21 protein-coding genes are annotated in these 15,893 nt (G+C 56.5%); 13 read left to right on the plus strand and 8 right to left on the minus strand.

What is annotated here, in order from left to right:
- Both AC13C0_RS02305 and AC13C0_RS02310 read left to right on the plus strand, forming a co-directional pair.
- On the plus strand, positions 1-249 hold a 249-nt coding region (locus AC13C0_RS02305; protein WP_482953898.1), incomplete at its 5' end, for an IS66 family transposase.
- 14 nt (positions 250-263) lie between these two features.
- Positions 264-521 carry a DUF2931 family protein gene (locus AC13C0_RS02310; RefSeq protein ID WP_482953899.1) on the plus strand — a complete coding sequence of 86 codons (258 nt, stop codon included), beginning with the start codon at positions 264-266 and terminating at the stop codon, positions 519-521.
- Positions 522-623: 102 nt separating this feature from the next.
- Here the strand turns inward: AC13C0_RS02310 and AC13C0_RS02315 are convergent, their stop codons facing one another.
- Positions 624-896, minus strand: a complete 273-nt coding sequence (locus AC13C0_RS02315; protein ID WP_117617927.1) for a Txe/YoeB family addiction module toxin — start codon at positions 894-896, stop codon at positions 624-626.
- Positions 877-1,149 carry a type II toxin-antitoxin system Phd/YefM family antitoxin gene (locus AC13C0_RS02320; RefSeq protein ID WP_117617926.1) on the minus strand — a complete coding sequence of 91 codons (273 nt, stop codon included), beginning with the start codon at positions 1,147-1,149 and terminating at the stop codon, positions 877-879. The genes AC13C0_RS02315 and AC13C0_RS02320 overlap by 20 nt, the downstream gene beginning before the upstream one ends.
- A 196-nt stretch (positions 1,150-1,345) precedes the next feature.
- Here AC13C0_RS02320 and AC13C0_RS02325 point away from each other — a divergent pair, with 196 nt between their 5' ends.
- The 4 genes from AC13C0_RS02325 (at position 1,346) to AC13C0_RS02340 (ending at position 2,737) form a co-directional block, all read left to right on the plus strand.
- Positions 1,346-1,747 (plus strand): cupin domain-containing protein, encoded by a 402-nt coding sequence (locus tag AC13C0_RS02325; RefSeq protein WP_205422276.1) that lies wholly within the window; start codon positions 1,346-1,348, stop codon positions 1,745-1,747.
- A gap of 122 nt (positions 1,748-1,869) precedes the next feature.
- Positions 1,870-1,992: a hypothetical protein gene (locus AC13C0_RS02330; protein WP_264756469.1), complete on the plus strand. Its 123-nt coding sequence runs from the start codon at positions 1,870-1,872 to the stop codon at positions 1,990-1,992.
- A gap of 128 nt (positions 1,993-2,120) precedes the next feature.
- Positions 2,121-2,402: a type II toxin-antitoxin system RelE/ParE family toxin gene (locus AC13C0_RS02335; protein WP_117617925.1), complete on the plus strand. Its 282-nt coding sequence runs from the start codon at positions 2,121-2,123 to the stop codon at positions 2,400-2,402.
- 14 nt (positions 2,403-2,416) lie between these two features.
- Positions 2,417-2,737 (plus strand): HigA family addiction module antitoxin, encoded by a 321-nt coding sequence (locus AC13C0_RS02340; protein WP_227539468.1) that lies wholly within the window; start codon positions 2,417-2,419, stop codon positions 2,735-2,737.
- Positions 2,738-2,774: 37 nt separating this feature from the next.
- On the opposite strand, the gene AC13C0_RS02345 is transcribed toward AC13C0_RS02340, so the two are convergent.
- The gene (locus tag AC13C0_RS02345; RefSeq protein WP_117617924.1) at positions 2,775-4,652 is read right to left on the minus strand and encodes a methyl-accepting chemotaxis protein; all 1,878 of its coding nucleotides are present in this window, start codon (positions 4,650-4,652) and stop codon (positions 2,775-2,777) included.
- A 97-nt stretch (positions 4,653-4,749) separates the two neighbouring features.
- Here AC13C0_RS02345 and AC13C0_RS02350 point away from each other — a divergent pair, with 97 nt between their 5' ends.
- On the plus strand, positions 4,750-5,523 hold the full coding sequence (locus AC13C0_RS02350; RefSeq protein WP_482953900.1) for a TSUP family transporter: 774 nt from the start codon (positions 4,750-4,752) through the stop codon (positions 5,521-5,523).
- On the opposite strand, the gene AC13C0_RS02355 is transcribed toward AC13C0_RS02350, so the two are convergent.
- Positions 5,520-6,185 (minus strand): AbiTii domain-containing protein, encoded by a 666-nt coding sequence (locus AC13C0_RS02355; protein ID WP_117617922.1) that lies wholly within the window; start codon positions 6,183-6,185, stop codon positions 5,520-5,522. The genes AC13C0_RS02350 and AC13C0_RS02355 overlap by 4 nt on opposite strands.
- A 232-nt stretch (positions 6,186-6,417) precedes the next feature.
- Here AC13C0_RS02355 and AC13C0_RS02360 point away from each other — a divergent pair, with 232 nt between their 5' ends.
- Positions 6,418-7,074 carry a protein-L-isoaspartate(D-aspartate) O-methyltransferase gene (locus AC13C0_RS02360; protein ID WP_117617921.1) on the plus strand — a complete coding sequence of 219 codons (657 nt, stop codon included), beginning with the start codon at positions 6,418-6,420 and terminating at the stop codon, positions 7,072-7,074.
- Between the two features lie 39 nt (positions 7,075-7,113).
- On the opposite strand, the gene AC13C0_RS02365 is transcribed toward AC13C0_RS02360, so the two are convergent.
- Positions 7,114-7,920, minus strand: a complete 807-nt coding sequence (locus AC13C0_RS02365) for a DUF1338 domain-containing protein (RefSeq protein ID WP_117617920.1) — start codon at positions 7,918-7,920, stop codon at positions 7,114-7,116.
- The gene (locus tag AC13C0_RS02370) at positions 7,910-9,031 is read right to left on the minus strand and encodes an arginine N-succinyltransferase (protein ID WP_117617919.1); all 1,122 of its coding nucleotides are present in this window, start codon (positions 9,029-9,031) and stop codon (positions 7,910-7,912) included. Before AC13C0_RS02370 ends, AC13C0_RS02365 begins: the two co-directional genes overlap by 11 nt.
- Before the next feature lie 117 nt (positions 9,032-9,148).
- Between AC13C0_RS02370 and AC13C0_RS02375 the strand changes: the two genes are divergently transcribed.
- Both AC13C0_RS02375 and AC13C0_RS02380 read left to right on the plus strand, forming a co-directional pair.
- Positions 9,149-9,577, plus strand: a complete 429-nt coding sequence (locus AC13C0_RS02375; RefSeq protein WP_117617918.1) for an Lrp/AsnC family transcriptional regulator — start codon at positions 9,149-9,151, stop codon at positions 9,575-9,577.
- 376 nt (positions 9,578-9,953) lie between these two features.
- Positions 9,954-11,636 carry an AMP-binding protein gene (locus tag AC13C0_RS02380; protein WP_117617917.1) on the plus strand — a complete coding sequence of 561 codons (1,683 nt, stop codon included), beginning with the start codon at positions 9,954-9,956 and terminating at the stop codon, positions 11,634-11,636.
- Between the two features lie 113 nt (positions 11,637-11,749).
- On the opposite strand, the gene AC13C0_RS02385 is transcribed toward AC13C0_RS02380, so the two are convergent.
- A complete protein-coding gene (locus AC13C0_RS02385) occupies positions 11,750-11,944 on the minus strand; it encodes a hypothetical protein (RefSeq protein ID WP_117617916.1) in 195 nt (64 codons plus the stop codon).
- A 134-nt stretch (positions 11,945-12,078) separates the two neighbouring features.
- Here AC13C0_RS02385 and AC13C0_RS02390 point away from each other — a divergent pair, with 134 nt between their 5' ends.
- Entirely contained in the window at positions 12,079-12,978 is a 900-nt protein-coding gene (locus AC13C0_RS02390) for a LysR family transcriptional regulator (RefSeq protein ID WP_117617915.1), read from the plus strand.
- Positions 12,979-12,984: 6 nt separating this feature from the next.
- On the opposite strand, the gene AC13C0_RS02395 is transcribed toward AC13C0_RS02390, so the two are convergent.
- A complete protein-coding gene (locus AC13C0_RS02395; protein ID WP_482953901.1) occupies positions 12,985-13,692 on the minus strand; it encodes a transglycosylase SLT domain-containing protein in 708 nt (235 codons plus the stop codon).
- A gap of 99 nt (positions 13,693-13,791) precedes the next feature.
- On the opposite strand from AC13C0_RS02395, the gene AC13C0_RS02400 reads away from it, so the two are divergent.
- Both AC13C0_RS02400 and AC13C0_RS02405 read left to right on the plus strand, forming a co-directional pair.
- A complete protein-coding gene (locus tag AC13C0_RS02400) occupies positions 13,792-14,622 on the plus strand; it encodes a DUF2059 domain-containing protein (RefSeq protein WP_117617913.1) in 831 nt (276 codons plus the stop codon).
- Positions 14,623-14,706: 84 nt separating this feature from the next.
- Positions 14,707-15,888, plus strand: coding sequence for a M24 family metallopeptidase (locus tag AC13C0_RS02405; RefSeq protein ID WP_117617912.1), 1,182 nt, complete (start codon positions 14,707-14,709; stop codon positions 15,886-15,888).
- The last annotated feature ends 5 nt before the right edge of the window (positions 15,889-15,893 follow it).

Here is a 15,893-nt window from a genome sequence, read left to right on the forward strand (position 1 = left end):
GTACCCTTCACCAACAACCAGGGTGAGCGGGATATCCGTATGCTCAAGGTGCAGCAGAAAGTATCCGGCGGCTTCCGTTCAATCGAAGGCGCGGAGATCTTCTGCCGAGTGCGCAGCTATCTGTCCACGGCGCGCAAGCAGCAGCTGACGGCCTCCGATGCGCTGATGTCCCTGTTCGAGGGGCGTATGCCGGCCTTCATGACGGCGCGACCAGATAATGATCAGAACGTTTTAAATGAAACCGACTGAATAGTTACAAAAAGATGAAGGAAGTTGCACCTTTTGAAAGCTTTGGAGAGATAGTGGAATACCCTCGGGATGCCTTGGTTTTTGGTCTGGCACCGGGCGGAACCGTCGTAGTGTGGATTATGAACCGGAGCGAGAATGCGATTGAGGTAGGACGGTACGAGGCCGGGCCTTACAACAACGAGAAGTCGAGCTATTCTCAATGGGTAGATGAATACTTAGAGAAAGAAGGTGAGCACCTTCGGGATAATGGGATCAAGCTGAATGGGTGGTAGGTACTCGTCCCGATAGTTTGGAAGTTAGTCACCACATAACCCATTCACCGGATGCCAAAACCTCCGCTTCGCCGCGGATTTGTCACCGGTGATGGCGGGCGGTTAGAGCTGGTCGTAGTGCCCTCCAATGGCGAAAACATAAATGGATTTGTCGTCGAATCGGTATATGAGCCTGTCTTTCTGTGAGATGCGCCTTGACCACAAGCCTGATAAGTTGTGCTTAAGCGGTTCAGGTTTTCCGATGCCCGTTGACGGGTCGTCAGAGCGGAGCATTTCTTTCAGCAGTTTGCAGAGTGCTTCGTGCAGCTTTTTGTCTTTCTCTCGCATCTTTTCATAGGCTTCCCAGGTGCTGCCCTCAAATACCAGTGATCTCATTCATCTGCTCATCATTAGGTGTGTATCCTTGGCCGCGGCCGTGAGTATCGAGGGAGGCCGCGATTTGTTGCATCAGGTCTCGGTTTTGAAGAACATGCAGGGTTTCTTGTTCTCTTTCCCAGTCCTCAGCACTCATAATCACGAAAGCCTCTCCGGCGCGACGCGTCACCTTGAGGGGTTCGTGCCTACTAATAACCTGTTCTACAAGGCTTTTCAGGTTGTCTCTGAATTTGTTTACACTGATGATATCCATAACTCCACCATTCTGTACGGAAAGCCCGTACAACTATATCGTAATGGCCCTGACAAGGCCAGTCACGGCGACGTCTACTACATTCTACATTGCGGCTTCGCCTCCATTCCGTTGCCGCTCGGGACATGGCCCTACATAATGGCCTTGCCGATTTGGAATGAGAACTAATTGAGAATTAATAGTGGAGGAAGCTGCGATGAAAACAATCAGGCTACTCAGTATTACTGCGATTTTTCTCGGCGCCCTTCTTGTAGGGCCTGCCCTGGCCGAAGATTCGGAAAATAGAAAGGAGCTTAAGCGGATTGACCTTTCTGGTTCGCCCGGGATGGAGGTGATATCGTCAATTAGTGAATACAAACCCGGCGAGGTTGTCGGGCGCCATTTCCATCACGGAGTCGAATCAGGTTATTTCGTTCAGGGTGGAATGATCCAGCTACCCGGTAAAGATCCAATTAAGATTCCTACCGGCGCGCCCATCATAAACGAGCGTGGCGTACCTCATGCTGGATTCAAAGTGGTTGGCGACATGCCGTTAAAAATCTTCACAGTGCATATAGTCGACAAAGGAAAGCCGCTGTACGAATGGGTTGATAAATAGGTGCGTTACTTTAGTGATGACTGATCACTCACCATTTTGGCACGTAGATGCCGGTGAGGTGAGGAGGAGTCCAATCCATTGCTTACGTCGCAGTGCTGTTGGATGTCCACGAGTACGAGAGTATGCAAGAGCGTTTGGAGGTGCTCGAAGAGGCTTACAGTGCCAAAGACCAGATTGATATTCTAACTGTGCGGCGCAGGAGCCAACTGTTGCGGATGTCTGAGCTTGATGAAGGCGAAACATAACCTGCGGCGGCTGCACGGCGACCGATTTTCCGCCGCTTTGCCGCTCCAAACCGGCGCGTGAGCCGGGCGTTACGCAGGCGTATCTCACCTTGTTGACACGCGTCACGTGACGCAATACGCTTTAATGCATGATCAAATCCTTCGCTGACAAACGAACTCAAGAGCTGTACTCCAAAGGTAAGTCAAAAAGGTTTCCTGCGGATATCGCTCCGAGAGCTGCCAGAAAACTTGAATACGTCAATCTGGCTGAACAGCTGGAGGACTTGAAAGTGCCGCCCGGCAATCGCCTTCACCCACCTTGCGGAAAGAGGCATGGGCAGCACTCGATTGCAATAAATGATCAGTGGCGTATCTGTTTTCGTTTTGACGATGGCGATGCGTACGAGGTCGAAGTGAGTGACTACCACTGAGTGAGGTGATGACTATGGCTATTCCTATTTCTAACACTACCGGCATGCAGCGCAAGCCGACCCATCCTGGTGAAATGCTGAGAGAGGATTTTTTGCCGGACTATGATCTGACGGTTACAGGGCTGGCTGAGTCTCTGGGTGTCTCTCGTCAGTCAGTTAATGAACTGTTGCGTGAACGCCGTGCTGTCAGCCCTGAAATGGCACTTCGGCTGGCACGTTTGTTTGGCAACTCTCCAGAGTTTTGGCTGAATGCACAGCGCGCTGTTGATTTGTGGACGGCGGCTCAATCGGTCAAGGAGGAGGTTAGTCGGATTAAGCCGTTGCATGCTGCATAACCAGGCTGTGCAACCAGAGCTATCCTCCGTTGGCCTGTTACAGCCGGAACCCCTGCGATGCCTGGGTCAGTGACGTTACCTGCGTAGACAGTCGCGCAATGTGGGCATTGAGTTTCTGGCGAATGTCCGAGGTTTCCCGGGTGTGGCCATGAATCTGCTCGACCTTCTGTGCAATCTCTTCCGTTGTGGTTGAAATTCCCTCAACCGAAGAAACTACCTGATTCATATCCCCGGCCAGCTGGCGGATGGAGCCGGTGATCTGCTCGATCGAATGAGCCGCTTCTCTGGAGCTTTCTTCGCCGTTGCCAGCGGAATCCAGCCCTTCCTTCATGAGGGTGGTAATGGCCGAGGTTTCCCGGTTCAGTGAGTCCACGATCTCGGCAATGCCATTGGTGGCGGAAACCGTCTTTTCCGCCAGAGACCGGACTTCATCGGCGACCACGGAGAAGCCGCGCCCGGCTTCCCCGGCCCTCGCTGCTTCGATGGCCGCATTGAGGGCAAGCAGGTTTGTCTGTTCCGCCAGGCCGTTGATCACGCCGACGATTGAGTTGACCTTCTCACCGGTCTTGCTCAGTTGGCCGACCTGATCGTGGGTTTTCTGGATCCGCTCGGCCAGTTCGCTCATGATTTTTGCGCTGCGCCTGACAACCCCGGCGCCGGAATGGGCAGCGTCGTTGGCGTTCTGGACGGCTTCGTTGACCGACTGGGTGTACTGGGCGATGTCCACCGCAGTGTGGGAAATTTCCTGAACTGCGGTGGCGGTCTGCTCGGTTTCATCTTCAACCTGCTCACCATTGCGCCCCATCTGATCGACCAGCGCGTCCAGCTCAACCTGAAGACTGGAGAGTGTCTGGTTGCCTTCAACTACCTGGCCTATTACGCGGGACACATCGTCCAGCATCTTGTTGGCGGCCTGGCCCAGCCGGCTGAACTCATCATTCGGATTTTTGCCCGGTTCGAGCCGCTGGCTGAGATCGCCCCCGGCGACATGGGTGAGCAGGTGCACGGCGTCATTGAGTCGTTTTACCAGAGTTCTGGAGGCGGCTGTCAGTGTAAGCACCAGAATGACCAGCACGGCGGCTGCGGTCATAATGATCAGCCAGGTAGAGGAAGTCCGGGCTTCCTCGGCGCGCTCGCTGGTGGCGACGATAAGCCCGCGCCGGAGCAGATTGTTCTGCTCGGTGATCAGACTGCGAATGCTGGCACCGGCGTCTGCCAGCTGGTTTTCGATAGTGGACAGTGAGGCGATAAGCTCCCCGGCCCGGGTAAATGCGTCATCGAATGCCTGTACGGCCTTACCGATGTCTATTTCCTGCCACTCCATGTCCCGGACAGTAGCCTGCATTCGCTCAAGTGCCTCGCGGGTCGCCTGGGCGTAGGAGGCGTCGAAAGTGGAGAGATAATCCCGATAGGTGGACGAAATGGTATTGATGTCGTCGTTGAAGATCGAGATGCTGATCTTCCGCAGGCCATCGTCGATGGCCCGGGACATTTTCGCCCTTAGCCCGTCGGCGGCGGTCAGGCCCAGTTGCCGGTTCAGGGCCAGCCATTCGGTCCGAAGTCGGGTATACTCCGCAACCTGCTGGCGGATTTTTTGAGCAGCGATATTGATAGCGTCATCCGACAGGGCGCCGGCGGATTCGCTGAGCGCTGATGCCTGTTCGGACAGGGACTCAAGTTGCTCCTGGTAGCTATCAACCTGTTCCGGAGCAAGACTCTCGCTCAGCCTTTCGAGCGCGAGCCAGCTGTTCAGCAGGGTAAGGGAAGCGGATTCATAGGACCTGGCCTGTCCGCGTGCTTCATAGGCATCCGACACCTTGCCGAGCCCGCTCAGGGACGCCATGGTGGCAATCGCCAGCCCGATCAGTGTGGCAACAATCAACAGCATAAACTTCTGTTTCCAGGACAGGGCCATTAACTAACATCCTCCGCTTGCTATTGTTTTTCTTCGCAACTACCAGAGCTTAGATCAGTTTCGGAAAAAGGCCGGTCCATTTTTCAACAGGGATTCCATGTCAGACCTCGCAAACTATCAATATCTGCTGATTGCCCTTATTTTTGTCTGGAGCGGCTTTGTCCGGTCCGGGCTGGGATTTGGTGGTGCCGTCCTATCTTTACCGTTTCTTCTGCTGGTTCTTGATGAGCCGTTGGTGTTTCTCCCAATTATCGCGGTTCATCTGCTGGTATTTTCATCCCTGACCATCTGGATGAATAATCGCACCAGAGCCGGGCAGCCCCGTGACACAGCTGCCGGAACCGTTGACTGGCAGTACCTGTGGCGGATCCTCGGGATCATGATCGTGCCCAAGCTGATTGGCGTGTTCGGCCTGATCACCATGCCTTCCGATATTCTCAGTGCCATCATCTTCGTGATCGTCGCGCTCTATTCGGTGTCCTATATCATCAACCGGCCGTTCCGCAGCGGTAGTAAAACCGTCGATACGGTGTTTCTGATGGTGGGGGGCTACATCAGTGGCACGTCCCTGATCGGGGCGCCGCTGATTATCGCGGTCGCCGCACAGCACCTGCCGAAGGAGAAGCTCCGTGACACGCTGTTTGCACTCTGGTTCATTCTGGTACTGATCAAAATGACAGCATTCGTCTGGGCCGGCGTGGATCTCCAGCTTATCCACCATCTCTGGCTGTTGCCCTGCGCAGCCGTGGGCCACGTGATCGGTCTCTATGCCCACGACCGCATTCTCCGGGCCGAGACGCCGGTTTTCTTCCGTATGCTCGGAGCTGTGCTGCTCCTGGTGAGCAGCGTCGGGATTGTCAGCGTCCTTTAGCCTGCGCGCCCGAATACCCGTTCAAAGAATCCGGCCTCACGAACGTCTGGTATCGGCAGGTTGTCCACTTCTTCCAGGGCCCGGCGCCAGAACTTCTCGGGGTCATCCAGTTGCGCCACTTTCGCACGCTCATCGGGGCTGTAGTGGTTGTGTTCACCGGCTATACCCTCGGCCATGAGCTCCTGGGTCCAGAGGTAGATCGCTCCCCGGATAGTCCTCAGCAGGCGGCAGTAGACGTCCCGGCTGAGATTGATGGCCAGTTCGGCAGTAAGATTGATCTGTTTCTGGAGGACTGCCATGTCTTCTTTGGCCAGCAGTACGCGATTGCCACTGCCCTTCTTGCAATTGACACACACTTTCTCAAGGGCTTTCACGCCCTCAAGCAGGTCCGTGTAACCGAACTCTTTCTTTTGCTGATCCTCCATCGGTGCGGGAATCCAGCCATACTGGGGAGACTTGGCAACGATATGTCCATGCAATTGCCGCCGATAGGGCGGGGCGGCCTCCAGGTCCTGATAGCCATCAAATTCGGTACGCAGCCACGCCGCCATTTTCCGGTGTCGAAGCATCATGGCCAGGGTAATGGCAGAGGGCATGATTTCTTCAAGCAGCTCGGCGGAATCCCGCGTCCGCTCGTCGAGGTGGTTAACGGATGTTGACATTTTTCCTCCTCAACAACGGGGTCCCTGGTTCTCAGCCCGTTGTTCGTTTTATTGTTTTTGCGTTCGGCGGTTGTTTCTGTGACTGTCGGTGAGTAAAAAGTAGTCAGATAATGCGGTGACCGCCGTTGTAAAAAAGTTACTGCTTTGTAACCGCCGGTAAGTGGTTGCCGAAGCTTCGGTGATTCAGCGGACGTCGGCGGTCGCAGGCGTTAACCAGAGGGGTAGGCAGACAATGACACAGGGCAGTGAATTCCAGTCCCGGAGAGCGTCTATGGTGGAGTATCAGCTCGTCGCCCGGGGAGTCGGGTCGCCACTGGTTCTTGAGGCCATGGGCCGGGTGGCACGGGAGAAATTCGTACCAAAGAGCATGCAGGACTGTGCCTACGATGACGGGCCGCTGCCCATTGGCGCCGGGCAAACGATTTCGCAGCCGTACATCGTGGCGTTAATGACGGAAGCTCTGGAGCTTCAGGGGGGCGAAAAAGTGCTGGATATCGGAACCGGGTCGGGTTACGCCGCTGCCGTTCTTGCCTGTATCGCCAGTGAGGTTTTCAGCGTGGAAAGAGTGCCGGAGTTGGCGGAACGGGCAACCAGAACCCTGGCGTCGGAAGGGTTTGATAACGTGGTGGTCCGCTGCGGTGATGGCACCCTGGGCTGGCCAGAACACCAGCCCTTCGATGGCATCATCGTGGCCGCCGGTGCGCCTGCGGTGCCCGAGGCGTTAAAGCATCAACTGGCTGTTGGCGGCTGCCTGGTGATTCCGGTTGGCTCCGAGCATTCCGTGCAGTCGTTACTGCGGATAACCCGGGTTTCGGAGAGCGAATTCAGAACCGAGGACTTCGGAGCTGTCCGTTTTGTCCCCCTGCTCGGTGAGCAGGGGTGGTCTTGACGAGATGGTTTTGGATGGAGTGAGCGGGCGAGAAGTTCCTCAGCCCGCGGCGTTGGTGCTCTCGAAAATCTTGTCTGCCGAGGCCGCCACGAATCCCGAATAGAGCTCGCCGTCCGGTTTCGGATACCGCAGTGCAAACTCGTAAAAGCAGCTCGGGATTGTCACGGCCTGATCGGAAAAGGTAAGAGGTACCCTGTCTGCCATGGTTGAGGACTGTTCCAGCAGATCTTCCGGCGATCCCTTCACCTCCCCGCCGGACGCATTCACCGTGTAACCATGATCTTTTAGCAACTGGTTAATGTCCGGCACCGTCCGGAACTGTTCCAGATGGTTGATGCTGACCGTGAAATGGTTGGCACGATAGCCCCAGGCAGCCATCCAGGCGGCATACTCGCTTTCCTGGAGGAGGTCCCGATACGTGTCGTAATCAATCGTCCAGTGGCGACCGGAATACAGGAAATTATCGGCCTTAACAGCGTCCGGTTGCACCTGAGCCACCAGGTTTTTCACCACGGCCTGTAATGCCGGTGAGCACTGATCAACGAGCAGCTCCGATATGAACACCTTGGGGAGTTCCCTGGAGGGGTGCTCATAATGCCGGGCGTACAGTTTCTTGGCCTCAAAACGGTATTCGCCGCCTTGCTGGTAACCAAGGCTCAGAAAGTGTTCAGCCAGGGCCCCGAGCCGCACCGGATCGAGGTTGAAGGTGCGCAGTGCAATGTGGTCATTGACGATGGCCTGTCCTTCTTCGGCACCCAGGATCTTGTGGATGCGCTCGGCGGAAGGGGTCACCTGACGATAGGACTCCCAGAGCCGGGCGAACAGTGTGTCCGGATCAGTATGCATAGTGAATCTCCTCGGTGGCGTGTGTATGGCGGGTCTGCTGACCAGGCTGTGACTGTTGGCGGGTTGCGGCCAGAGGAAGACAGCAGGCCGGGCTGCCATCGCCCAGAGCCAGATGCTCTGCCAGTCGGGCTGCCACCACAACACGGCCGGCTCCGGGTTCCGGATACGCCTGGTCGGTCACGGTTGCCCTGAAATCGGAACAGCTGGCGTTGGCAACGATGGCGGATGGATAGCCCGCACTCTCATCATTCTCTGGGAACTTTGTCCCCGCGTGAAGCTGAACCTTGCCCATGTGCGTGTTGCGCACACTGGCGATCTCCGCCTTCGGGCACTCCAGTGTCGGGCCGCCGTCAAGGAGATCGACAAAACCCTGATGCCGGAAGCCCTCCCGTTCCAGCATGTGCCGGGCCGGGCGGGTGTCTTCGTGAACCTGGCCGATAACCGCCCGGGCTGCATGGCTCATCTGTTGAGTATAGAACGGCATGGCGGGTATGAATTCCTCAATAAAGCCGGTGTGCCCGGTGCAGGCCAGTTGTGTGGCTGAAGCAAAGTCCAGGTCGGCAACATGGTGTTTCAGCCAGTCCCAGAATGGAGACCGCCCGGCCTGGTCTGAAACACCCCGCATTTCCGCGATGACGGTGTCCGAGAACCGCTCAGGGTGAAGTGCCATGAACAGGAAACGCACCCGGGAAAGAAGTTTGCCGGCATTGGCCCGACGAAACCCTGGTCGCAGGTAGAGTGAACAGATTTCGGTGCAGCCGGTGTAGTGCTGGCAACGGGTCAGGCTTTCCTCAGTGTGCCGCATCCGGCGGACGTTGGCGTGCTGGATAACCGCATTGCGACGAAAGTGGACGAGTGGCCGGTTCAGGCCAGCTGCGGCTTCAATGCCGGTCGTGCCGAGGATCTCTCCGGTCGCGTTGTCCTCCAGGACAAACAGGTAGTGCTCATCACCCGGTGCGGTGACGGGCCTGGCGAAGCTCGATACGGAATGGTCAATCTTTCGCGCAAGGGCATCCCGGTCTGGCAACAGCGAGGTAAAGCCTGGGCCGGATTCAACGGCAATGCGATAGAGCGCATCGAGATCCCAGGGGGTTATAGGTCGGATAATCATGGCCAGCGTCCTGAGCATTGTTTTGGCACAGTATGAGAGCAGGCAATGACAAATTGCAGTTTCAGAAAGGTCGAAATGGTCTACAATTAAGTCAAAATGAAAAATGGAATTGACAAAATGATCAACCTGCAGGACCGGAAGCTGCTGATGCTGTTACGCCAGAATGCCCGGGCCAGTATCACGGAGCTCGCCAAAGCCATGCATGTGTCCCGTTCAACCGTGCAGAATCGCATTTCCCGCCTTGAGGCCAGCGGCGTCATTCGGGGCTATTCGGTTCAGCTGGGCGGGGAATTCTCGGCCAGTCAGGTTGAGGCTCATGTGTCGATCAAGGTGTTCCAGAAACTGACTGGCCGGACAAACACGGCGCTGGAGGGTATCAGCCAGGTGTCACAACTGTTTTCGGTAAGCGGTGAGTACGATCTGATTGCCATCGTCCAGGCCCAGTCCCTGGAGGAACTGAGTGCCGTATTGGACGATATTGGTAACCTGGAAGGGGTGGAGCGGACCAACTCGGCGGTGGTCCTTGAAACCAGGTTTCGACGTTAGTGTCCTGTCTGGTGTCGGATCAGGCCAGTCCAGGACTGGAGCTTGAGGGTCAGGTCCCCAGCAAGCCTGCGTAAGCGCAATAGAGGAACGCTGCCGAACCCGTGAGGATAACGCCCCAGGCGGGAAAAATCAGAAAAGAGCGATTCGATGTTCTCATGGTCACCTCCTAAAGTGATGGAACGCATACGCCACAGTCCTCACTGTAGATCAAACTTGACCAATGTCACGAAAGCTTTTGAGAGACCGTTCTCACGGAAGTATTAATTGGCCAATCGCCCGGGCATTAAATGCTATTGAGTGCGGGTGAAATGGCGCTAGTATGAACAGCAATTCAGAATCTGAAACAGGCAGTACAATAACAACAAAGGAGCCGTTTATGGCGGTAGATCCCCGGAAGCAGACCTCACTCCATTGCCTGTATTATTGGGCAGAGGAAACCCCCGATCATGTCTACCTGACCCAGCCATACCCGGATGGCCGTGTTGAGGGCATCACCTGGAAGCAGGCCGCTGACCAGGTGTCCCGGATGGCAGCTTACCTGAACAGACTGGGCCTGTCCGAACCGAGCAATATCGGTATCCTGGGCAAGAACAGCGCGCACTGGATCCTGGCCGATCTGGCAATCTGGGCCGCCGGCCACGTGTCGGTGCCGCTGTATCCCACCCTCAATGGTGATACTGCGGCCTATGTGCTTGAGCACTGCGAGGCAAAACTGTTGTTCCTCGGTAAGCTCGATGGTATGGCAGACGGCTGGAACGACATCAAAAACCACATTCCGGACGATTTGCCGCTTATTTCCCTGCCCATGTCACCAAGGGACGACACGCCAAAGTGGCTGGAGATCATCGCCGGCCAGGAGCCTGCGGAACCGAAGCTGCCAGACCCGGATAACCTGGCGACCATTGTTTACACATCCGGCAGTACCGGCCGGCCCAAAGGGGTGATGCACAGTTTCCGTACCATGATTTCGGTGGCAGACGGGTTGCAGCAACTGTTCCCGGTCTCTTCCGGTGAACGGATGCTTTCCTATTTGCCGCTGGCCCATGTGGCAGAACGTGCGGCGGTGGAAACCCAGTCCCTGTATTACGGCTTTCATCTGTACTTCGCCAATTCCCTGGATACCTTCCAGGAAGATCTTCAGCGGGCGCGGCCGACGCTGTTCTTCTCCGTTCCCCGCCTGTGGATGAAGTTCTATCTGGGTGTAAACGCCAAATTGCCGCCCAAAAAACAGAAGCTGCTATTCAGCCTTCCCATCGTCAGTGGCCTGGTTAAAAAGAAAGTACTCAGGCAACTGGGGCTGGATCATTGTCGGGCGGCCCTCACGGGTGCCGCGCCCCTGTCAGCCGACATCGTCAACTGGTACCGGAATCTCGGGCTGGAGTTGCTGGAGGTCTACGGGATGTCCGAGAATTTCGGCTACTCCCACGCCAACCGGCCGGGTCAGGCGAGGGCTGGCTCTGTCGGTATGGCCAATCCGGGTGTGGAACATCGCATTGGCGAGGGGGGCGAGGTTCAGGTAAAGAGCCCTGGCCAGATGCTGGGTTATTACAAGAATGATGAAAAAACCAGAGAAGATCTCACCGGGGATGGTTTCCTGAAAACCGGAGACCTGGGAGAAATTGACCGGGATGGCAGCCTCCGGATAACCGGCCGGGTGAAAGACCTTTTCAAGACCTCGAAGGGCAAGTACGTTGTTCCGGTTCCCATTGAAAACCGTTTTAACCACCCCAAAGCTGAAGTGGTCTGTGTTGCCGGTGCCAACCAGCCGCAGCCGTGCCTGATGATCCTGCTTTCGGAGGAGGCGCGGGGTGAACTGGAAACCGGTGCCGATCGCAGTGAACTGGAGCAGGAACTGGCGGCTGAGCTGGATGCGGTGAACGCGGAGTGTGAATCCCACGAGAAGGTGGCGTTCGTAGTGGTGGTCAGGGAGCCCTGGACCATGGAGAACGGCATGTTGACGCCGACCATGAAGATCAAGCGGAATGTGATCGAAGACTTCTACAACCAAAAAATGGACGGCTGGTTCAGCCAGAAGAAAAAGGTAGTCTGGGAGTTCTGATCCCCTGACGTAAAACACCGGTGGCCCCTCGGGTGCCGCCGGCGTTTTCAAATCCCTGTGTTTTGTTTCCAGCCTGCGCGGTCCTCGCGTTCATGCCGGATTTCAGCGTTGGCTCAGTGGCCACCTTGCATCCGGGTCATGTCCGGAGCAACCTGTGCCGCTTTCCGGTTGAAGCCCCGCATCTTGCGACTGAAAAACTGAACCGCCTGCTTTGCCGCAGCACGGGTATACTGGCGCCTGACCTCAGCACTGTTGTGGAGGATACTGGACGGCAGCGGGTGAACGGTTGCGATATGGTTCTGAGTCATAGCGCCTTCCTCCTTTAATCTAATCGGGTGGACTAGTTAGTTATCTACCTTTAATTTACACGGTATTCTAAGGGTTCTTATTTGCAGCTTAAATACGTTAAAATCCGTACTCACGTTGCAAATATGCAGTAACTATGGACTGGGATTATCTTCGATATATCAGGGCTCTGGCAATAGGCGGAACGCTTGCCAAGGCCGGTGAATTACTGGGTGTGCACCAAACCACTGTTTTACGGCGACTTGACCAGATGGAGGAGTCGCTGGGTGTGCAGTTTTTTGAGCGAAGCAGAGACGGACTGCAGCTTACACCAGTGGGTGAAACGGCTTTTCGGGAAGCCGAGCGGCTGGCAGTGGAGATGGAAAATCTCGAACGCAAACTGGTGGGGCAGGACTCCGCGCCGGTCGGCAAGGTGCGCCTGGCAGCCGAAGACGCCATGATGAATGAGTTGCTCAGCCCGATACTGGCGGAGCTGGTGCGGGAGTTTCCGGATATTGAGCTGGAAATTCTGACGGACAACGACGTGGCCAACCTCAGCCATCGGGAAGCGGACCTGACGCTCCGGCCGGAAAACAAGCCGCAGGCAACCCTCGAAGGAGAGCGGATTGCAGCCATCGAATCGGCGGTTTACGGCTCCGCGCGGTATTGTCGGCGAAACCGCAACATGGACATTGAGAATCATCCGGAGGCCTGCCTGTGGGTTATTCCCGATGAAACCTTCAGCCATCTGGCCACGGGTCGTTGGTATCGCAAGCATCTGAAGAACGTGGCATCTGTCATTCGCTGCAACAGCCTGCAGTCCATGCATGCCCTTGCCAGGGCGGGCGCCGGTCTGGCGGTATTGCCGTGCTATCTGGGTGAAGGTACCCGTGAGCTTCGTCGCCTGTCAGACCCGTTGGAAGGCGAGAGTGTGGATCTGTGGTTGCATGTGAACCAGGATACTCAGCAGATGGCTCGTGTCCGGATTGTCATGGAGTATCTGGTGGAGCGGCTGCAGGCGCTTGAACCCCAGTTGGAGATCAGAACAGCGCCTTAACGGGATTCAGCCACAGAAAGGCCAGAACTGGTACCAGCGCCAGCACTGGAACTCCTGTTCACAGGTTTTGAGCTGATGGTCATATCGAAAGGCCCGGGTCTGCACCCGGGAGGCGAGGGCCGTCACGGCCGGTTTCTGCACGAAAGTCTTACGGGCATAACCACCCCGGCCTTCGTGGTAAGCGAGATACAGTTGCCGCGGGGCTGAAAACGGAATATCCAGCTGCCGGTGGGTCAGATGGTTGTACCAGCCGACAAAATCCAGCGCGTACTCCATATCGGTGCGAACGGTAAACCAGCCCTCACCATTGGCCTGCAGGTATTCCTGCCAGGCCGGGTCCAGGGCCTGGGCATAGCCGTAGGCGGTTGTCGGTCTGGTCCAGGGAATAAAGCCCCAGAGCAGCGAGCGCGGCGGGCGGGCATGGCTGCGGAAGGACGATTCGTAGTAGACAAAGGCCATTTGCGTGGCGATCGGTGTGCCCCACCGTTGCTCGGATTCGCTGGCGTAGTCATACCAGACCGGATGTTCCCGGAAGATTTCGCACAGGTTCTCCGGGTTAGCCGGAGGATCCGGTGCCAGCAGGCTGAACCGCAAAGTGGCCCAGGTGGCCATCAGCAAACCCAGCACCGGCAGTCCGTACCATCTGGTCCGGCTTCTCCAGGTCTCGATGGCCGTCCGGCGGCGTCTGCTGTTCCGGCGAGGTTTCTTCCGCATTCCTACCAAACCGTCATCTCCGGGACCGAGGGATTGCTTGCTGCATGCATCACACTCATGGCATAAGGGAATCAACAATACGTCCGGGATGATAGGTAAATGAAGCGATTTGCCCTAGTTAAACCTCTTTTAGTCACAGCCCTGCTCTTTGCCGGAGCGGTCCAGGCGGCACCGGATGCCCGCCAGGTTCTGGCGGCATCACCTGTTGACGATATTGTCGCCAGATATCCTGCCATGATGAGCCAGGGCATTCGGGAAGGTCTGAAACGGAGCGGCCGGTTGCCGCCAGTGGTGGCGGATACGATCGGTAATGTGGTGAGCAACAGTTTCAGGGCCGCTGATATTGAGCAGCAGATTATTACCGATTTGCAAAAACAACTGACGGACGCACAGCTTGAAGCGGTGCAGGACTGGTATGAAACACCGGTTGCAAGGAAGATTTCCGCCGCCGAGATTGCCGCTTCCGCGCCCACTGCCTGGCAGCAGATCCAGGCCCGCGCTCCGGAACTGAACAGCAAATACAAGGGCACCCGCAAAGCGGACATGTTTGATCGCTTTGATCGCGCTTCCCGCGCTACTGAAAGCGCGGTGGATACAACCATCGCAGTACAACTCGGGCTGGCAACGGCCATGGCTGCGTTCAGCAGTGATTCGGTCAATTACGATCAGCTCCGGCAACGCATTGAAAGCCAGCGCAGTATGCTGACAGGTGTCGTCGGCCAGCAGGTGTACGACAGCTATCTCTATACCTACGAGAATATCGGAGCCCAGGAAATGAACCTGTATCTGGGGTTCCTGGAAAGTCCCGCCGGTGCTGCGTTCTCAAAGGTTGTTACCAACAGCATCCAGCAGGCGATTACCGACCCGATCGAATCCGTTGGCAGACAACTGGCGCAATTTCTTTCACCGGCGCCCGCAAACAGCCAGTAAATGCTGCTGAAAGTTCTCTAAAATTTGTGAAAATGCAAATTCGGGTCCACTCTCCTTGTTAAGAGTAACCGAGGAGGTGCGACCATGGATTTTAACGCCTATCAGAAAGCGCTTCCGGCAGAACTAAGGGGCTCTGAATGCCCCTTCGGAGCGAAAGAATTTGACCATCGGCTTGCCCGGGTTAGGGACCGGATGGCCGCTGAAGACATGGACGCGCTGCTGCTGACAGACCCTTCCGATATTTTTTATCTGACCGGTTACAGTACTTTTGAGGTCTCCGTTCACGTCGCCCTGTTGGTCACCGGCTCATCCCTGCTGTTGCAGGTGCCGTCCATTGAAATGGGGCCGGCCATGGTGACCACCCGGGTTACCAGCGTTACCGGCTACCGGTGGGAAGGCATTGGCGAAGTGCTGTCACCATTGATTGATGCCCTCAATGGTTCCGCGGATATTGTCGGGATTGATGCCTGGCACGGTTCGCTCCGGCAGGGCGTGCTTGAAGGCCTGAAAGCAAGGCTCTCCAGCGTTCGATTTGTTGATAGTGGCGGCCTCGTAAAGAAGATTCGCATTGTCAAATCCGCGGGTGAAATCCAGTACTTGCGCGAGAGTGCGCGTATCACCGCAGAGGGGTTAAAAGCGGCGGCTGCCGAAGTCCGGCCAGGGTTAACGGATAACGACATTGCCGCAGTTGGTGCCCGGGCCCTCCTGGAAGCCGGCAGTGAGTTCATGAGCATGCAACCCATCGTAACCGCAGGCCGGCGCAGCAGCGTGATTCACACCAACCACAAACGCTGCCGGATAGAGCAGGACGAGCCGGTGTTTCTGGAGTTCGGTTCCTCCTGGCAGCGCTACACAGCACCCATGATGCAAACGGTGGTGGCCGGAACGCCATCGCGGGAAATGCGACAGGTGTTCGACGGTTGTCGGCGCGTTGTGGACGCCCTTCTGGCGGCAGTGAAACCGGGAGTGACCTTTGATTCTGCCGCCCATGCAGCGGAAAAAGCCCTGGCCCCCCTTGCCGGCACCGTGTTTTTCTCCGGCGTATTTGGCTACACCGTTGGTGCCCAGTTTCCGCCCTCCTGGGTGGAAGGTTCGGGCTTTATCGCACGTGGTGGTAACACGGAATTCAGTCCCGGAATGGTGTTCCATCTCCCGATTTGCCTGCGCGTGCCCGGGAAATGGGGTATCGGGTGCAGTGAGACAGTTCTGGTGACGGATGCCGGCGCGGAGCCGATTACGTCCAACCCCTGGACGCTCGGCTCCTGAGAATC

It is taken from the genome of Marinobacter sp. B-21 (genome assembly GCF_056857895.1).